At 39.3% G+C, this 18,790-nt stretch carries 8 protein-coding genes; 6 read left to right on the forward strand and 2 right to left on the reverse strand.

Going from position 1 to position 18,790, the window contains the following annotated elements:
• Positions 1 to 80: 80 nt before the first annotated feature.
• The 5 genes from rpoB to FCR2A7T_RS08385 all read left to right on the forward strand — a co-directional run bounded on the left by rpoB (position 81) and on the right by FCR2A7T_RS08385 (position 14,637).
• Positions 81 to 3,893, forward strand: coding sequence for a DNA-directed RNA polymerase subunit beta (gene rpoB, locus FCR2A7T_RS08365; protein ID WP_023570841.1), 3,813 nt, complete (start codon positions 81 to 83; stop codon positions 3,891 to 3,893).
• A 252-nt stretch (positions 3,894 to 4,145) separates the two neighbouring features.
• A complete protein-coding gene (gene rpoC, locus FCR2A7T_RS08370) occupies positions 4,146 to 8,450 on the forward strand; it encodes a DNA-directed RNA polymerase subunit beta' (protein ID WP_035117934.1) in 4,305 nt (1,434 codons plus the stop codon).
• A gap of 89 nt (positions 8,451 to 8,539) precedes the next feature.
• The gene (locus FCR2A7T_RS08375) at positions 8,540 to 8,851 is read left to right on the forward strand and encodes a DUF3467 domain-containing protein (protein ID WP_023570843.1); all 312 of its coding nucleotides are present in this window, start codon (positions 8,540 to 8,542) and stop codon (positions 8,849 to 8,851) included.
• 156 nt (positions 8,852 to 9,007) lie between these two features.
• Positions 9,008 to 11,065, forward strand: a complete 2,058-nt coding sequence (locus tag FCR2A7T_RS08380; RefSeq protein ID WP_023570844.1) for a hypothetical protein — start codon at positions 9,008 to 9,010, stop codon at positions 11,063 to 11,065.
• 176 nt (positions 11,066 to 11,241) lie between these two features.
• On the forward strand, positions 11,242 to 14,637 hold the full coding sequence (locus FCR2A7T_RS08385) for a hypothetical protein (RefSeq protein ID WP_131473109.1): 3,396 nt from the start codon (positions 11,242 to 11,244) through the stop codon (positions 14,635 to 14,637).
• A gap of 55 nt (positions 14,638 to 14,692) precedes the next feature.
• On the opposite strand, the gene FCR2A7T_RS15125 is transcribed toward FCR2A7T_RS08385, so the two are convergent.
• Positions 14,693 to 14,908 (reverse strand): hypothetical protein, encoded by a 216-nt coding sequence (locus tag FCR2A7T_RS15125; RefSeq protein WP_023570846.1) that lies wholly within the window; start codon positions 14,906 to 14,908, stop codon positions 14,693 to 14,695.
• Between the two features lie 63 nt (positions 14,909 to 14,971).
• The gene (locus FCR2A7T_RS08390) at positions 14,972 to 16,561 is read right to left on the reverse strand and encodes a peptide chain release factor 3 (RefSeq protein WP_023570847.1); all 1,590 of its coding nucleotides are present in this window, start codon (positions 16,559 to 16,561) and stop codon (positions 14,972 to 14,974) included.
• Between the two features lie 254 nt (positions 16,562 to 16,815).
• Here FCR2A7T_RS08390 and FCR2A7T_RS08395 point away from each other — a divergent pair, with 254 nt between their 5' ends.
• Positions 16,816 to 18,786 carry a peptidylprolyl isomerase gene (locus FCR2A7T_RS08395; RefSeq protein ID WP_023570848.1) on the forward strand — a complete coding sequence of 657 codons (1,971 nt, stop codon included), beginning with the start codon at positions 16,816 to 16,818 and terminating at the stop codon, positions 18,784 to 18,786.
• Positions 18,787 to 18,790: the final 4 nt, after the last annotated feature.

The raw sequence follows: 18,790 nt of genomic DNA on the forward strand, positions 1-18,790 counted from the left end.
ATCGGTTATTAAGAAGAAAGTAAAATAAAACTGTGTGTTTACACAAAATCTACTTTTTTTAATCAAAATTTTGTCCATTGATGTTAACAAATCAGACTGAAAGATTAAATTTCGCCTCGACGAAAAACATCCCAGACTATCCGGATTTTCTGGATATTCAGGTAAAATCTTTTAAGGATTTTTTCCAATTGGAAACCAAGTCCGACGAAAGAGGAAACGAAGGTCTTTATAATACCTTCATGGAAAACTTCCCAATCACTGATACCAGAAATCAGTTCGTATTGGAATTCCTTGACTACTTTGTTGATCCACCCCGTTATACAATTGAAGAGTGTATAGACAGAGGTTTAACGTACAGTGTGCCGTTAAAAGCACGTTTGAAATTATACTGTACTGACCCTGAACATGAAGATTTCGAAACAATTGTACAGGATGTATACTTAGGTACTATCCCGTATATGACACCAAGCGGTACATTTGTTATCAATGGTGCAGAGCGTGTTGTAGTATCTCAGTTGCACCGTTCACCGGGTGTTTTCTTCGGACAATCTTTCCACGCCAACGGAACAAAATTATACTCTGCCAGAGTAATTCCTTTTAAAGGTTCTTGGATTGAATTCGCTACCGATATCAACAGCGTAATGTATGCGTATATCGATAGAAAGAAAAAATTACCGGTTACGACTCTTTTCCGTGCTATCGGATTTGAGCGTGATAAAGATATTCTTGAAATTTTTGACCTTGCAGAAGAAATCAAAGTTTCAAAATCAGGTCTTAAAAAATATATTGGTCGTCGATTAGCTGCTCGTGTATTGAATACTTGGCACGAAGATTTCGTGGATGAGGATACAGGAGAAGTTGTATCTATCGAACGTAACGAAATTATCTTAGATCGTGACACTTTGTTAGATAAAGATAACGTGGAAGAAATCGTAGACGCTAACGTAAAATCAATCTTGTTACACAAGGAGGATAACAACCAAGCGGATTATGCCATCATCCACAACACGTTACAAAAAGACCCTACAAACTCAGAAAAAGAAGCTGTTGAGCACATCTACCGTCAGTTGCGTAATGCAGAACCGCCTGATGAAGAGACAGCTCGTGGTATCATCGATAAATTGTTCTTCTCCGATCAACGTTATAACTTAGGTGAAGTTGGTCGTTACAGAATGAACAAAAAATTAGGTTTGGATATCCCAATGGAAAAACAAGTGTTGACCAAAGAGGATATTATCACTATCGTGAAATACTTGATCGAACTAATCAATTCTAAAGCAGAGATTGATGATATCGACCACTTATCCAACCGTCGTGTCAGAACAGTAGGTGAGCAATTGTCGGCACAATTTGGTGTTGGTCTTGCTCGTATGGCAAGAACCATCCGTGAGAGAATGAACGTTCGTGATAACGAGGTGTTCACGCCAATCGATTTGATCAATGCGAAAACATTATCATCGGTTATCAACTCTTTCTTCGGAACCAACCAGTTGTCTCAGTTCATGGACCAAACGAATCCATTGGCAGAGATTACACACAAAAGAAGATTGTCTGCCCTAGGACCTGGAGGTCTTTCCCGTGAAAGAGCCGGATTCGAGGTGCGTGACGTTCACTATACGCACTACGGACGTTTATGTCCGATTGAAACACCAGAGGGACCAAACATTGGTTTGATTTCATCTTTGGGTGTTTACGCGAAAGTAAACGGAATGGGCTTCATCGAAACACCGTACCGTAAGGTAACTAACGGTACTGTAGATTTAGTTTCAACGCCTGTTTATTTAAGTGCAGAAGAAGAAGAAGGTAAGATGATTGCTCAGGCAAACATCGAAATGGACCAAACTGGTAAAATTACGGCTGAGAATGTTATTGCTCGTGAAGAGGGTGACTTCCCGGTTGTAGAACCATCAGCGGTTCATTATACCGACGTAGCACCAAACCAGATCGCTTCGATTTCGGCTTCGTTGATTCCGTTCTTAGAGCATGATGATGCGAACCGTGCGTTGATGGGATCAAACATGATGCGTCAGGCTGTACCATTGTTACGTCCTGAAGCACCAATTGTTGGAACCGGTCTTGAGCGTCAGGTAGCTACCGATTCTCGAGTATTGATTAATGCAGAAGGTGAAGGAGTGGTTGAGTATGTTGATGCAAACATGATTACTATCAAATACGATAGAACAGATGCAGAACGTGCGGTAAGCTTCGATCCGGATGAGAAAACTTATCAGTTAATTAAATTCAGAAAAACCAACCAGAGTACGTCTATCAACTTGAAACCTATCGTTAGAAAAGGGGACCGAGTTACTAAAGGACAAGTATTGTGTGAAGGTTATGCAACGCAAAATGGAGAGTTAGCTTTAGGTAGAAACCTACAGGTAGCGTTCATGCCTTGGAAAGGGTACAACTTCGAGGATGCGATTGTAATTTCTGAAAAAGTTGTTCGTGATGATATCTTTACATCCATCCACGTTGACGATTATTCATTAGAAGTTCGTGATACGAAATTGGGTAACGAGGAGTTGACGAATGATATTCCGAACGTTTCTGAAGAGGCAACTAAAGACTTGGATGAAAACGGTATGATCAGAATCGGAGCCGAGGTGAAGCCTGGCGACATTCTAATCGGAAAAATTACACCAAAAGGAGAATCCGATCCAACTCCGGAAGAGAAATTGTTAAGAGCGATCTTCGGAGATAAAGCGGGTGACGTGAAAGATGCTTCGTTAAAAGCGTCTCCATCATTACACGGTGTGGTTTTAGACAAAAAATTATTCGCGAGAGCGGTAAAAGATAAACGTAAACGTTCTAAAGATAAAGACGATTTAGCAGTTCTTGAAACGCAGTTTGAAGTGAAATTCAACGAGTTGAAAGATAAGTTGGTTGAGAAATTATTCGAGATCGTTAACGGAAAAACATCTCAGGGTGTAATGAACGATTTGGGTGAGGAAGTATTGCCAAAAGGTAAGAAATACACGCAAAAAATGCTTTACGCAGTAGAAGATTTTGCTCACTTAACTAAAGGTCAGTGGACTACAGATGACGAGTCAAATGCTATGGTAAATGACTTGATCCACAACTATAAAATTAAGTTGAACGATTTGCAAGGTGCATTACGTAGAGAGAAATTCACGATTACTGTTGGAGATGAATTACCATCAGGTATCTTGAAATTAGCTAAAGTATACATCGCTAAGAAACGTAAACTGAAAGTGGGAGATAAGATGGCAGGTCGTCACGGTAACAAAGGTATCGTTGCGAAAATCGTTCGTCAGGAAGATATGCCATTCTTAGAAGACGGAACACCGGTAGATATCGTATTGAATCCACTAGGGGTACCATCTCGTATGAACATCGGTCAGATTTACGAAACCGTTTTAGGATGGGCAGGTAAAAAATTAGGAAGAAAGTATGCAACGCCAATTTTTGACGGAGCTTCTCTTGACCAAATCAATGCCTTAACTGACGAAGCAGGTGTTCCAAGATTCGGTCATACCTATTTGTATGATGGAGGAACTGGAGAGCGTTTCCATCAGCCGGCAACCGTGGGTGTAATTTACATGTTGAAATTAGGACACATGGTTGATGATAAGATGCACGCACGTTCTATCGGTCCATACTCATTGATCACGCAGCAGCCTTTAGGAGGTAAAGCACAGTTCGGAGGTCAGCGTTTTGGAGAGATGGAGGTTTGGGCTCTTGAGGCTTATGGTGCTTCAAGTACTTTAAGAGAGATCTTGACCGTGAAATCGGATGACGTTATCGGTAGAGCAAAAACTTACGAAGCAATCGTTAAGGGAGAAACTATGCCGGAACCAGGATTACCTGAATCATTCAATGTATTGATGCATGAATTGAAAGGTCTTGGATTAGACATCAGATTAGAAGAATAACAAAAAAAGCAGTTTTCAGTCCCGATTTTTTCGGGGCTGATTACTCATTTATAGAGTTTTTAAGGATTTATACCCGTAACCCGTTCCGATTTTTTATACCAGTGCAGGGCATTGTATAACTAGCACTTCAGAGGAGAGTCTGAAGTTTAGAGAAGTAATTCGAGGTGGCAGCGTAATGATTTGTCTCTTTTATAAGAGGAAATTATAAGTCTAAAATCAATTTTAATTGCACGTAAATCAATAGTAAAAACTATGATGAATAATAGAAATAAAGATAAAAACACGATCAAGAGATTTAATAAAATTTCGATCGGTTTGGCATCTCCAGAATCTATCTTGGCCGAGTCAAGAGGTGAGGTTCTAAAACCCGAAACCATCAATTATCGTACGCACAAACCAGAGCGTGACGGACTTTTCTGTGAGCGCATCTTCGGACCTGTAAAAGATTTCGAATGTGCTTGTGGTAAATACAAGAGAATCCGTTACAAAGGAATCGTTTGTGACCGCTGTGGTGTTGAAGTAACTGAGAAAAAAGTACGTAGAGACAGAGTTGGTCACATCAACTTGGTGGTGCCTATCGCTCACATCTGGTACTTCCGTTCACTTCCAAACAAAATCGGATACATTTTAGGCTTACCGTCTAAGAAATTAGACATGATTATCTACTACGAAAGATATGTAGTTATTCAGGCTGGTATCGCTAAAAATGCTGATGGTGAATCGTTACAACGATTGGATTTCTTAACTGAAGAAGAGTATTTAAATATTTTAGATACCCTTCCGATGGAAAATCAATATTTAGATGATACTGATCCGAACAAATTCATTGCTAAGATGGGTGCGGAATGTATCATGGACTTATTAGCGCGTACTGACCTTGATGAGTTATCTTATCAATTGCGTCACGCTGCGAATAATGAAACCTCTAAACAAAGAAAAACAGAAGCGTTAAAACGTCTTCAGGTAGTGGAGTCTTTCCGTGAATCAAACAACAACAGAGAGAACCGTCCGGAATGGATGATTATGAAAGTTGTTCCGGTTATCCCGCCAGAATTACGTCCGTTAGTGCCGCTTGATGGTGGTCGTTTCGCGACTTCCGATTTGAACGACCTTTACCGTCGTGTAATCATCCGTAACAATCGTTTGAAACGATTAATGGAAATCAAAGCACCTGAGGTAATCTTGAGAAACGAAAAACGTATGTTACAGGAATCTGTTGACTCGTTGTTCGATAACACAAGAAAAGCTTCTGCTGTTAAAACAGAATCAAACAGACCTTTGAAATCACTTTCTGATTCCTTAAAAGGAAAACAAGGTCGTTTCCGTCAAAACTTATTAGGTAAACGTGTGGATTATTCTGCTCGTTCGGTAATTGTTGTTGGACCGGAAATGAAATTGTTCGAATGTGGTCTTCCGAAAGATATGGCTGCTGAATTGTACAAACCATTCGTTATTCGTAAGTTAATCGAAAGAGGAATTGTTAAGACAGTGAAGTCGGCTAAGAAAATCATCGACAAAAAAGAGCCGGTAGTATGGGATATCCTTGAAAACGTAATTAAAGGTCACCCGGTATTACTAAACCGTGCTCCTACGTTACACCGTTTGGGTATCCAGGCGTTCCAGCCGAAATTGATCGAAGGAAAAGCGATTCAGTTACACCCGTTAGTGTGTACGGCGTTTAACGCGGATTTCGATGGTGACCAGATGGCGGTTCACTTACCGCTAGGACCAGAGGCTATTTTAGAGGCACAATTGTTAATGTTGGCTTCTCATAATATCTTGAACCCGGCGAATGGTGCACCTATCACGGTACCTTCTCAGGACATGGTACTTGGTCTTTATTACATGACCAAAGAACGTTTGTCTACACCAGAGCACCCAATTTTAGGGGAAGGTTTAACGTTCTATTCTGCCGAAGAGTGTAATATCGCTTTGAACGAAGGAAGAGTAGAGTTGAATGCCCGCGTTAAAATCAGAGCGAAGGATTTCAATGAAGAAGGTGAATTGGTATACAAAATTATCCAAACAACTGCCGGTAGAGTATTATTTAACGAAGTAGTACCTGAAGCAGCTGGATATATCAATGAGGTATTGACTAAAAAATCGTTGCGTGATATTATCGGTCACATTTTAAGTGTTACTGATGTACCTACAACGGCAGCCTTCTTGGATAACATGAAGGATATGGGATACAAATTCGCTTTCAAAGGTGGTTTGTCCTTCTCATTAGGAGATATCCGTATTCCAGAACAAAAAACTCAATTGATTGCTGATGCCAGAGAGCAAGTTTCCGGTATCTCCATGAACTATAACATGGGTCTTATTACCAATAACGAGCGTTATAACCAGGTTATTGATATTTGGACTTCAGCGAATGCACAGCTTACCGAGTTGGCAATGAAAAATATCCGTGAAGACCAACAAGGTTTCAACTCGGTATATATGATGCTTGACTCTGGAGCGCGTGGTTCGAAAGAGCAGATTCGTCAGTTAACCGGTATGCGTGGTTTGATGGCTAAGCCGAAAAAATCAACTGCTGGTGGTGGTGAAATTATTGAAAACCCGATCTTATCGAACTTTAAAGAAGGTCTTTCGATCTTAGAATACTTCATCTCTACGCACGGTGCTCGTAAGGGTCTTGCGGATACGGCACTTAAAACGGCGGATGCGGGTTACTTAACACGTCGTTTACATGATGTATCTCAGGATGTTATCGTAAACTCTGTAGATTGTGGTACGCTTAGAGGTATTGAAGTTACGGCTTTAAAGAAAAACGAAGAGATTGTAGAATCGTTAGGAGAGAGAATCTTAGGACGTGTTGCTTTACAAGATGTGATAAATCCGCTAAACGGAGAAGTAATCATTCATGCTGGGGAACAAATCACAGAAGCTATTGTGAAAGCTATCGATGCTTCTCCGGTAGAAAAAGTAGATGTACGTTCGCCGCTTACTTGTGAGGCTCCGAAAGGAATCTGTGCTAAATGTTACGGACGTAACTTAGCAACCGGTAAGATGACGCAAAGAGGGGAAGCCGTTGGGGTAATTGCAGCGCAATCCATTGGTGAGCCGGGTACACAGTTAACACTTCGTACGTTCCACGTAGGAGGGGTTGCAGGAGGTATCTCTGAAGAGTCTAGTATCATCACTCGTTTTGCAGGTAGATTGGAAATCGAAGATTTGAAAACAGTTAAAGGAGAAGACAACGAAGGAAACGCTGTTGATATCGTAATCTCCCGCTCAACTGAATTGAAATTGGTGGATGAGAAAACAGGTATCCTATTAAATACTCATAATATTCCTTACGGTTCAAGCATTTTTGTTAAAGATGGTCAGACCGTAGCTAAAGGGGATGTTATCTGTAAATGGGATCCATATAATGGTGTAATTATCTCTGAATTTACAGGAAAAGTTGCTTATGAAGATATCGAGCAAGGACAAACGTTCATGGTTGAAATCGATGAGCAAACCGGATTCCAGGAAAAAGTAATTACAGAGGGTAGAAATAAAAAATTAATTCCGACTTTATTAATCTACGGAAAAGATGGTGAACTAATCCGTTCATACAACTTACCGGTAGGGGCCCACTTAATGGTGGACAACGGAGAGAAAATTAAAGCAGGTAAAATTTTAGTAAAAATCCCGCGTCGTTCTTCGAAAGCAGGCGATATCACCGGAGGTTTACCAAGAATTACTGAGTTGTTAGAGGCTCGTAATCCTTCCAACCCGGCGGTGGTTTCTGAAATTGACGGTGTTGTTTCTTTTGGTAAGATCAAAAGAGGTAACCGTGAGATCGTTATCGAATCAAAATTCGGTGAGGTTAAGAAATACTTGGTGAAATTATCAAGTCAGATCTTAGTTCAGGAAAATGACTTCGTAAGAGCGGGTGTACCATTGTCTGACGGAGCAATTACTCCGGACGATATCTTGAGAATTAAAGGACCTGCTGCTGTTCAACAGTATTTGGTAAATGAAATTCAAGAAGTATACCGTTTACAAGGGGTAAAAATCAATGACAAGCACTTTGAGGTGGTAATTCGTCAAATGATGCGTAAAGTTAGAATTGAAGATCCGGGAGATACACTATTCTTAGAAGATCAATTGGCTCATACTTCTGACTTTATCGTTGAAAATGATAAGTTATACGGAATGAAAGTGGTGGAAGATGCAGGTGACTCTGAGAATTTAAAAGCAGGTCAAATCATCACTCCAAGAGAATTAAGAGACGAGAATTCGTTGTTAAAACGTAATGATAAAAACATTGTAGTGGCAAGAGATGTAGTTCCGGCAACGGCAACTCCGGTTCTTCAAGGTATTACAAGAGCATCATTGCAAACGAAATCGTTTATCTCTGCGGCATCGTTCCAGGAAACTACTAAAGTATTAAACGAAGCTGCTGTAGCGGGTAAAGTTGATGGATTAGAAGGGTTGAAAGAGAATGTTATCGTGGGTCACAGAATCCCTGCCGGTACCGGTATGAGAGACTACGATAATACGATTGTAGGTTCTAAAGAAGAGTTCAACGAATTGATGGCTGCAAAAGAAGAATTTAATTACTAGTAAATAAAATTCTCATTATATTTATAAATCCTAACAGTATTTTACTGTTAGGATTTTATATTTTAGCAACTATTTAAAATCTTAAGAAAATGAGTGATAAAAACAACCCACAAGGACAAATCAATATTGAATTAGACGAACAAACGGCTGAAGGTACCTATTCTAATTTAGCAATAATTAACCATTCCAATACAGAATTCGTTGTGGATTTTGTGAGCATTATGCCTGGAATGCCAAAAGCAAAAGTGAAATCGAGAATTGTGTTAACGCCTCAGCACGCCAAAAGACTTTTGATGGCTCTGGGCGAAAATATTCACCGTTTCGAAAGTGCACACGGCGAAATCAAAGAAGCAGAACAACCACAGCTTCCGTTTAGCTTTGGGCCGACAGGACAAGCTTAATACAAAAAAGCTTCCCGATAAAGGGAGGCTTTTTTTGTTATTTTTTTGTACGGTTGGTGATAATCAATTTATTAATTTTATATTTGTTCATAGAGAGTCATCTCGTTTTTTTTAAAAAAAAGTTAAGCCCCAATTTGATATAAACAACTACTTTTTATGAATTCCTTCTTTAATAAAAAAGGTTTGCTGTACAGCATATTCCTTTCACTAATTTTTGTGCTTTTTTCCCATGCTCAAGTGGCTTTTACTACAAACTTGAATGGGTTAACACTTGAAGTCTGTGCCGGAAGTTACAAGAAAATAGGCGTAACAGTCTCCAAAGGGACATGTAATGATTTTGCGGGAAATGTAAATTCAGTTGTATTTACCTGGCAAATTGAAACTTCTCCGGGTGTGTGGCAAGATATTAATTTGTACAGTATTTCCGGAATCACTTATGCAACGTCGCAGACTATCAACGGAAGTGGTACGGCTATTGTCAATAATTTATCGGTTAAGACAACCAAAGCTACTGCGGAAATGGTACTTAAGTATCGTGTTTTAGCACAAGGTACCGGAGGATGTTCTGTGGCGACTTCTGCCTCAGAATCGGTTTCAGTAAAATCAAACAAATGGACCGGAGCGGTTAGTTCTGCCTGGACTGATCCTGCCAACTGGAGTTGTAACTTTGTGCCTACAACTGGTGTGAACGCAATCATTGCTCCAGGTACCAATCCTGCACTAATCAGTTCAACGGTAGAAATCAAAGATTTAATCGTAGAGACAGGTGGGGTTTTAACAGTTGCTTCAGGGAACAATTTAACTGTTAACGGTTCGATTGCTGTTCAGGGTACTGGAAGTTTTACTTTACAGAATAATGCAAATCTTCTTCAGGGCTCTTATATCGGTGCCAATGCCGGAAATATTAATGTAGCTAGAAATAGTTCTGCTTTAATGCGTTTGGATTACACGTTATGGTCTTCGCCTGTAACTTCTCAAAATTTACTAGCTTTTTCTCCGCAAACAGTAACCAACCGTTTTTATACTTATAATTCTGCTACAAATGCCTATAGCGCAATTGCCCCCGCTTCAAATAGTTTTCAACTAGGTAAAGGGTATTTAATTCGTATGCCCGACAATCATCCTACAACCCCTACCATTTGGAATGGTGTTTTTACTGGGGTTCCTAATAATGGTAATATTACAGTACCACTGTATAATGGCGGGACAGGTTTTCGTTTCAATGCCATAGGTAATCCATATCCGTCTCCGGTGAAATTAAACTCGTTTGTCAGTACGAATACGGCTAAAATTACCGGAACGCTTTATTTTTGGAGAAAAACCAACGGGACTGCAGTCGATCCGGGTTATTGTACTTGGACCACGGCCGGATTTGTAAGCAATGGTGCGGCACAAGTTTTTAATCCTAACGGAATTTTGAGAACGGGACAAGGTTTTCTAGTAGAGGCAATCAATACTCAAACATCGGTTACCTTTAACAATACTATGCGGGTTGCAAATAATGACGATCAGTTTTTCAGAAATTCGGAAAACGAAGAAACATTGTCTGAATTATCAGGCGATAAGGTTAAATTGAGTATCAGCAATTCTGCCGGATTGAAAAATCAGCTGCTTGTAGGGTATTTTGAAAACGCAACCAATGGTGTGGATTATGCAATCGATGGAAAATCGTTGGATAATTATCCAATTGACTTAACAACAACAATCGATAATCTTGAGTATGCTATTGAAGGCCGTTCTTCTTTTTCCGATTCGGATGAGGTTAAGCTGAGATTTAAGTCGGAAACCGCTGGGGAGTTTGTTATTTCGATTGACGAACTGAGCGGTGTTTTTGCTTCAAATCAATCCGTATATCTTAAAGATAAAATTGCTGGAAAATTGCATAATCTGAAACGTTCTGAATATCGTTTTGTGTCGGAGTCCGGTGTTTTTAAAGATCGTTTTGAATTGACATATAAGAAGAGTAATTCTCCTGCAGCGGAACAGTTTTCGAATGTGGTACAAGTTTACAAAAATGTCGGAATGCTAACGGTTAAATCGGAAGTTAATATCAGTGCCGTAAAAGTTTATGATGTCAGAGGAAGATTGCTGTCGGAGATGCATGATGTTGCTGCTCCAGAAGCAAGCCTTCGTTTGGATGAATGTAAAGGAGTGATAGTGGTTCAGATTACTACAGATGACGGACAGGTTTCGAATAAGAAAATTGTTTATTAGTATGAAAGTAAAAAAAAAGCCTCTTTAGATTTAAAGAGGCTTTTTTTTCGATAAGTTGTTTGAAAAATCTTGTTTAATACTGATTTAGAGTGTATTTTATCGATTTTAAATATTTTTTTTATTTTTTATTTAATTAATGGTTAAATTTAAGTGTGAAAAATCATTAAGGAATTGTTATGGGATATAAAACTACCTTTTTTAAAATAGCGACAGATAAAATAATCGTACAGATGATTTTGTTTTTGTCACTGCTTACTGGTTTTTCAGGTATGGGACAAACGGTGCAGGTCACCGGTGTTTCGCCAAATCCAGCCTGTGGTGGAGAAACGGTTACGGTTACTTTTAATGCAACAAACGGCAATGGTCCGAGCAGACGATATACAACATCAACCGTTTTTACGGCTTATTTAAGTAATAACACCGGGAGTGCACCATATGTGTCTCTTGGTTCTATGACCTTGCTGCCGTATACGTTTTCCGGGAATAATGGAGCCGTTAATTTGAATGTTCAGGCTACAATTGCGTTACCTGCAAATGCTTCTGGGACATATAAGATAGCCGTTGGTTCTGTAAATCCAACTTTTGATGCAAGCGCAGGTGTGGGATCTTCTCCCAACTTTACCGTTAATGCTGCTCCAAACGGAGGGGTTGTTTCAGGAGGAACAACCGTTTGCCCCGGAACAAACAATACGGTTTTGTCACTGAGCGGTCATAGCGGAAGTGTTGTGAAATGGCAGTCGTCTCCAGTGAGTGATTTTTCGTCATCGGTTACCGACATAGCAAATGTTACAACCAGTCTTACAGTTACAAATATTTCTACGACAACTTACTACAGAGTCATTCTTACTAACGGAACCTGTACAGCAAAAAGTGCTGTAGCTACCATAACAGTAGATCCTAATCCAGGGACTGTATCTTCCAATCAGAGTATCTGTTCTGGGACGCAACCTGCAAACATAGTTCTTGCCGGTAGTACCGGAACGATACAATGGCAACGTTCCACAGATAATATTGCATTTTCAAATATAATAGGAGCTACTTCAACAACACTGACATCGGTACAAATGGGAACTTTGAGTGTGACAACCTATTATCGCGCTGTAGTGACCGGCGGATGTGGTGTAGTTAACAGTGCCGTTGTTACCGTAACAGTTTCTCCTGCAACAGTTGGTGGGACAGTTTTGTCGGATGCAACAGTATGTTCCGGAATAAATTCTACAGTGCTTACGCTGTCAGGATATACAGGAAGTATTGTCAAATGGCAATCATCAACAATGCAAAATTTTAATAACGCAGTAGATATAGCCAATACGACAAACACTTTAACGGTTACTAATTTAATTACTACGACTTACTATAGAGCGGTTGTGCAAAGTGGTGGATGTTCCATCGTAAACAGTACTTCGGCAAGAATTACGGTTCAGAACAGTCCTAAAGGAGGAACACTTTCCGGAAGCGCAACCGTGTGTTACGGAACCAATAGTACCACATTAACTTTAACCGGTTTTACCAATACAATTCAGAAATGGCAATCTTCTCCCGTGAACGATTTTTCTTCCGGGGTGGTTGATATCGCCAATACTGCTGCAACGCTTACCGTTACAAACCTGACTGCAACAACGTATTATCGCGTGGTAGTTGTAAATGCTAATTGTTCATCTTACAGTACCATAGCAACAATTACAGTGAATCCAATGCTTACGGCAGCAATCGCTTCCAATAACAGTCCGATTTGTTTGGGTTCCAATGCTGTTTTTAACGTAACCGGTTCTTCAGGGGCAACGCTTACTTATTCTATAAACGGCGGCACAAATCAAACCGTTGTGTTAACAGGAGGTGTAGGAATCATTACTGTTGTTGGCGCTTCAGTAAACCAAACCCTATCGTTGGTTGCTGTTACGCTGGGATCTTGTTCTCAGGCGATTAGTGGGACGTCAACAGTTGTTGTGAATAATGCCAATGTTTGGACAGGTGCAGTGGATAACCAATGGAGTACGCCGGGAAACTGGAGTTGTGGAACATTGCCGACGGCTGCAACTGATGTGACAATAAATTCAGGAGCAATAATAGTTTCAGGAGTTAATGCATTGGCCAATACCCTTGTGCTTAACGGAACGTCTACATTAACGGTTAATTCAGGAAATAATATAACGGTTACCAATGCGGTTACTGTAGCCAGTGGTGCTAACTTGACACTGCAAAATAACGCCAATCTGATTCAGATTAATAATGTGCCGAATTCCGGAAATATTGTTGTTAACCGAAAAAGTTCTGCTTTAATGCGTTTGGATTATACGCTTTGGTCTTCTCCGGTAGCTTCACAAAATTTACTGGCATTTTCACCATTAACGGTAACAACCCGATTTTATGTGTATAATTCGGCAACAAATGTTTACAGTACAGTGACACCAAGTACTACAAATTTTCAATTGGGGAAAGCGTATCTGATTCGTATGCCGGACAATCATCCAACAACACCAACCAAATGGGATGGAGTTTTTACAGGTGTGCCAAACAATGGATCAATCAATTTTAGTGCTTACAACGGAGGGGCAGGATTTCGTTATAACGGAGTTGGAAATCCGTATCCTTCACCGGTTGACATGAGTAGTTTTGTAAATGGTAATGCCGGAAACATAACCGGTACGTTATATTTCTGGCGTAAAACAAATAGCAGTACTACGGATCCGGGGTATTGCACTTGGACAACTGCTGGTTTTGTGAGTAATGGAGAGGCGCAGGTAGTGAATCCGAACGGTATTTTAAGAACCGGTCAGGGGTTTATTGTTGAAATGACCTCGGGAGCTACAAATGTTTCTTTTACCAACACGATGCGTATAGCCGATAATGCCGATCAGTTTTTTAAGAACAGTGAAGCTGTTTCCGACAGAGAATTAAACGGCGACCGAATCTGGCTGAATATAACCAATACTTCCGGTGCACACAATCAAATGCTTTTAGGGTATTTTTCAAGTGCTACGTTGGGAGTTGATTTTGGTATAGATGGTAAGGCAATTGAAGACGCTCCGGTTTCTTTGACGATGGATATTGCTGGGGTAAATTATCTGATTCAGGGCCGACCAACTTTTGATGTTTCAGATGTTGTTCCGTTACGATTTAAAACTTCCTATTCCGGTGCACATTCAATTTCAATTGACCATCTGGGAGGGGTGTTTACCGGTAGTCAGAATATTTACCTGAAAGATAACGTGTTGAATGTTACCCATGATTTAAAAACAGGATCCTATTCTTTTACATCCGCTGTAGGGACTTTTACCAATCGTTTTGAAATCATTTACCAAACCGGTGTTTTAGGAACGCATCAAAGTGATTTCAATGAAAATTCGGTTGTGGTGTTTAAAGATGCAAACGGTAATCTGAATGTAAATGCCAATGGAGTTGTATTGGATAACTTAGAGGTCTACGATGTTAGAGGAAGAAAACTGATACGTAAATCAGCAATAAACAGTTCTACCGTATCAGTTTCTGAACTAAAAGTTGACAATGCAGTATTATTGGTTAAAATCGTTGCAGCTGATGGCGCTGTGGTAAATAAGAAAATTGTTTTTTAGGGAGAACTCTTAAATATAAAACATAAAAAATCCACCAATTGGTGGATTTTTTATGTTAAGCGGTTTTATTTGTTCGGTTTCGGAAATGATAAAAAGCAAAGGCAATTCCGAAAACAGCCAACCAAATCAATTTGGTGTTTATGGGTGCCGGAGGAGGATCATCACCTTCAAGTCCACCACTACCATCATCCGTTCCGGGCTGTGCAAACATTACAAAATCAGACAGGAATAAAAAGCTGAAAATGTATATTTTTAATAAATTCGACTTCATAAGTTTTTATTTGGGGTGTAAAAGTATAAATTAAGTTTAAGAAATTGATTTTCAAAATGTTAATTATTCAAATTCAGAAGTGAAAAGTAATTTTACACTTGGAAATTTACTTTGGGTCATCTGAATCGAAAAATCAGAATCGGCAAGGAAAACCAATTGTCCGTATTTGTCTTTTGCCATAAATTTCTGCTTGATACGTTTGAATTCGGCAAATTCTTCGTTTTTAGGATCTTCCGGTTTTACCCAACAGGCTTTGTATGCCGGGAAGTTTTCATACGAACATTTTGCGCCGTATTCGTGTTCCAAACGGTATTGAATCACTTCATACTGCAGCGCTCCAACAGTTCCGATGACTTTACGGTTGTTCATTTCCAATGTAAATAGCTGTGCTACTCCTTCATCCATTAACTGATCCACTCCTTTTTCCAATTGTTTCGCTTTCATCGGATCTGCATTGTTAATGTAACGGAAATGCTCCGGCGAAAAACTTGGGATTCCTTTAAATTGCATCACTTCGCCTTCGGTTAAGGTGTCTCCGATTTTGAAGTTACCGGTATCGTGCAAGCCTACAATGTCGCCCGGATAGGAAATGTCAACAATCTCTTTTTTCTCCGCAAAGAAGGCGTTCGGACTCGAAAATTTCAGATTTTTGCCCAAACGAACATGCAAATACGGTTTGTTTCTTTCAAAAGTTCCGGAAACAATTTTTATAAAAGCCAAACGGTCGCGGTGTTTCGGATCCATGTTGGCGTGAATTTTAAATACAAAGCCGGAGAATTTAGGCTCGTCCGGTTTTACTTCACGGGTGTCGGAATCTTTAGGTCTTGGGGAAGGTGCTATCTCGATGAAACAATCCAACAACTCACGTACTCCGAAATTGTTCAATGCCGAACCGAAGAAAACGGGTTGTAAATCGCCTGCCAAATAAGCGTCTCTGTCAAAAGCCGGATATACTTCGTTAATTAATTCCAATTCTTCACGAAGTTTGTTTGCCGGTTTTTCTCCTATGATTTTTTCCAGTTCAGGGCTGTCAATGTCGGAAAAAGCAATAGTTTCCTCAATGTTTTTACGACTGTCGCCTTCGAAAAGATTGATGTTTTTCTCCCAGATGTTGTAAATTCCTTTGAAGTCATATCCCATACCAATCGGGAAACTCAGCGGAGTAACATGCAGGCCTAATTTTTTTTCCACTTCATCCATCAAATCAAAAGCATCCTTACCTTCACGGTCTAATTTATTGATGAAAACAATCATGGGAATGTTTCGCATACGACAAACTTCTACCAATTTTTCGGTTTGTTCTTCGACTCCTTTTGCCACATCGACAACTACAATAACACTGTCTACGGCAGTTAAAGTTCGGAAAGTGTCTTCAGCAAAATCTTTGTGTCCCGGAGTGTCCAGGATATTGATTTTTTTGTCTTTGTAGTTAAAAGCCAATACCGATGTCGCTACCGAAATCCCTCTTTGGCGCTCAATTTCCATAAAGTCGGAAGTGGCTCCTTTCTTGATTTTATTACTTTTTACGGCTCCTGCTTCCTGGATTGCTCCTCCAAATAAAAGTAGTTTTTCCGTTAATGTGGTTTTACCGGCATCGGGGTGGGAAATGATTCCGAATGTTCTTCTTCGTTGTATTTCTTTTTGAAAACTCATCAGACAAAAATTAGTGGGTGCAAAAGTAATTATAATTTGCGAGAACTCGTTTTATTATCAAAAAAATAGCCTTTGATCCTGTATATTGTTTTTTGCGCATAATTTTTTGTTAATAGTAATCAGTATGGTTGTATAATAGCTTTGAATTGCTATTTTTGTTGGTTGCAAATCAGGTGTTCCGCATTTTATGGTGCCTTGTTTAAAATTGCTGAAATTTTTTAAAAAACTTCAAACTAAATAGTGTTATAAAAGAAATGAAATTAAAACAGGTTCTTATAGGTCTTTTTATTGCTGCCAATGCAGTTTCTTTTGCTCAGGATAATAAAAAAGAGGTTCTTTTTACAATAGATGAAAAACCTTTTTACACTGAAGAGTTTGCCAGGGTTTACAAAAAAAACCTTGATTTGGTTAAAGACGATTCACAAAAAGATCTGAATCATTACCTTGATCTTTTTATCGGATACAAATTAAAAGTCGAAAAAGCCAATAAGCTTGGTTTACAAAATAATTCCGCTTATCAGAATGAGTTGAAATCGTATCGTGCACAACTTTCCAAAAATTATGTGACGGATACCAAAGTGACCAAAGAACTTATCGAAGAGGCCTACAAACGGTCACTGAAAGAAATTAAAGCTTCCCATATTTTATTTACTTTGGATGAAAACGCAGAACCTGCCGATACTTTAAAAGTGTACAATCAGGCTATGGAAGTCCGCAAAAAAATTCTTGGCGGCGAAAACTTCGAAACCATGGCAACTCAATATTCGCAAGATCCTTCTGTAAAAGAAAATAAAGGCGATTTGGGTTGGTTTTCGGTTTTCAGAATGGTGTATGCTTTCGAATCTGCTGCTTATAAAACAAAAAAAGGAGAGGTGTCTTTGCCTGTCAGAACCCGTTTCGGCTACCATTTAATTAAGGTAAACGACATTCGGGACAATAGAGGTCAGGTTACCGTGGCACATATCATGACGCTCAACGGTCAAAATGAAACTGAAGCGGCGGCTGCAAAATCAACTATTGATGATGTATATAAAAAACTGAAACAGGGAGAAGCTTTTGAAAGTCTGGCTCAGCAGTTTTCACAGGATAAATCATCTTCCGGAAAAGGAGGACAATTGCAACGATTCGGTTCAGGAGAGTTAAGTTCGGAAGAATTTGAAAATATGGCCTTTTCACTTAAAGAGAAAGGACAGATTTCAGAACCGTTCCAAAGTCAGTTCGGTTGGCATATCATTAAACTGATTGACAAACATCCGATAAAACCTTTGGAAGAAACTGAGATGGATTTCGATGCTAAAATCCGTAAAGACGATCGTTCCCGATTGATTAATGCCTCTTTGAATGAGAAATTAAGAAAAAAATACCCGGTTAAAAGAGAGGAGAAAGCCTATAAAAAAGCACTTTCTCTGGTAACGGACAAATATTATAAACAAGAATGGGAACTTCCTTCAGACATGAAGGGTATGAATGAAAAATTATTTACAATCAATAAGGAGAAAACGGTTACGGTTCCTGCATTTTTAAATTATGTTTATGCGCAGCAAAAGACAAACAGTACTCTTAAGCCGATTTCTAAATTGGTTGATAAAATGTACACAAAATTTGTAGAAGAGCAACTGGCAAATTATTATAACGATAATCTAGAGAAAGAATTTCCTGATTTTGCCAACGTAATGGACGAATACCGTGACGGTTTGTTATTGTTTGACCTGATGGAAAAAGAAATCTGGACCAAAGCAAAAACCGACACTTTAGGACTTAGAAATTTCTACGAAAAAAATAAAGCCAACTACCAATGGAAAGATCGTGTTGAGGCAAATGTGTTTTCATCAACCAAAGAAGATGCGATTAAAAAAGCCGAAAAGTTCCTGAAAAAGAAAAAGTCCATTGATTTCATAAAAGAGCACTTAAACACGAACGGATCCGTTTCCATCATGGTGAAATCCGGAATTTTTGAAATTGGCGATGCCGCTTTACCGAAACATCAGAATTTCAACCTTGGAATTACAGACATCAGTCACGAAGGAAATTATTATTTCATTACTCAGGTAAATAAAAAATTAGACAAAGGCCCTAAAAAACTGGAAGAAACCAGAGGAAAGGCAATTAACGATTACCAGCAATACCTTGAAGCGAATTGGGTGGATGAGTTGAAAAAAGAATTCACCGTTAAAGTTAATCAGGAGGTGTTCACTAAAATTAAAAGTCAGTTACAAACAAAATAAATAT

Source organism: Flavobacterium cauense R2A-7, assembly GCF_000498475.1.
GTDB lineage: Bacteria > Bacteroidota > Bacteroidia > Flavobacteriales > Flavobacteriaceae > Flavobacterium > Flavobacterium cauense.

Bases quoted from the DNA above. Each gene is read 5' to 3' on its own strand.
- FCR2A7T_RS08385 (WP_131473109.1), top strand. From the start codon at position 11,242: ATGGGATATAAAACTACCTTTTTTAAAATAGCGACAGATAAAATAATC.
- FCR2A7T_RS15125 (WP_023570846.1), bottom strand. From the start codon at position 14,908: ATGAAGTCGAATTTATTAAAAATATACATTTTCAGCTTTTTATTCCTG.
- rpoC (WP_035117934.1), top strand. From the start codon at position 4,146: ATGATGAATAATAGAAATAAAGATAAAAACACGATCAAGAGATTTAAT.
- FCR2A7T_RS08375 (WP_023570843.1), top strand. From the start codon at position 8,540: ATGAGTGATAAAAACAACCCACAAGGACAAATCAATATTGAATTAGAC.
- rpoB (WP_023570841.1), top strand. From the start codon at position 81: ATGTTAACAAATCAGACTGAAAGATTAAATTTCGCCTCGACGAAAAAC.
- FCR2A7T_RS08380 (WP_023570844.1), top strand. From the start codon at position 9,008: ATGAATTCCTTCTTTAATAAAAAAGGTTTGCTGTACAGCATATTCCTT.
- FCR2A7T_RS08395 (WP_023570848.1), top strand. From the start codon at position 16,816: ATGAAATTAAAACAGGTTCTTATAGGTCTTTTTATTGCTGCCAATGCA.
- FCR2A7T_RS08390 (WP_023570847.1), bottom strand. From the start codon at position 16,561: ATGAGTTTTCAAAAAGAAATACAACGAAGAAGAACATTCGGAATCATT.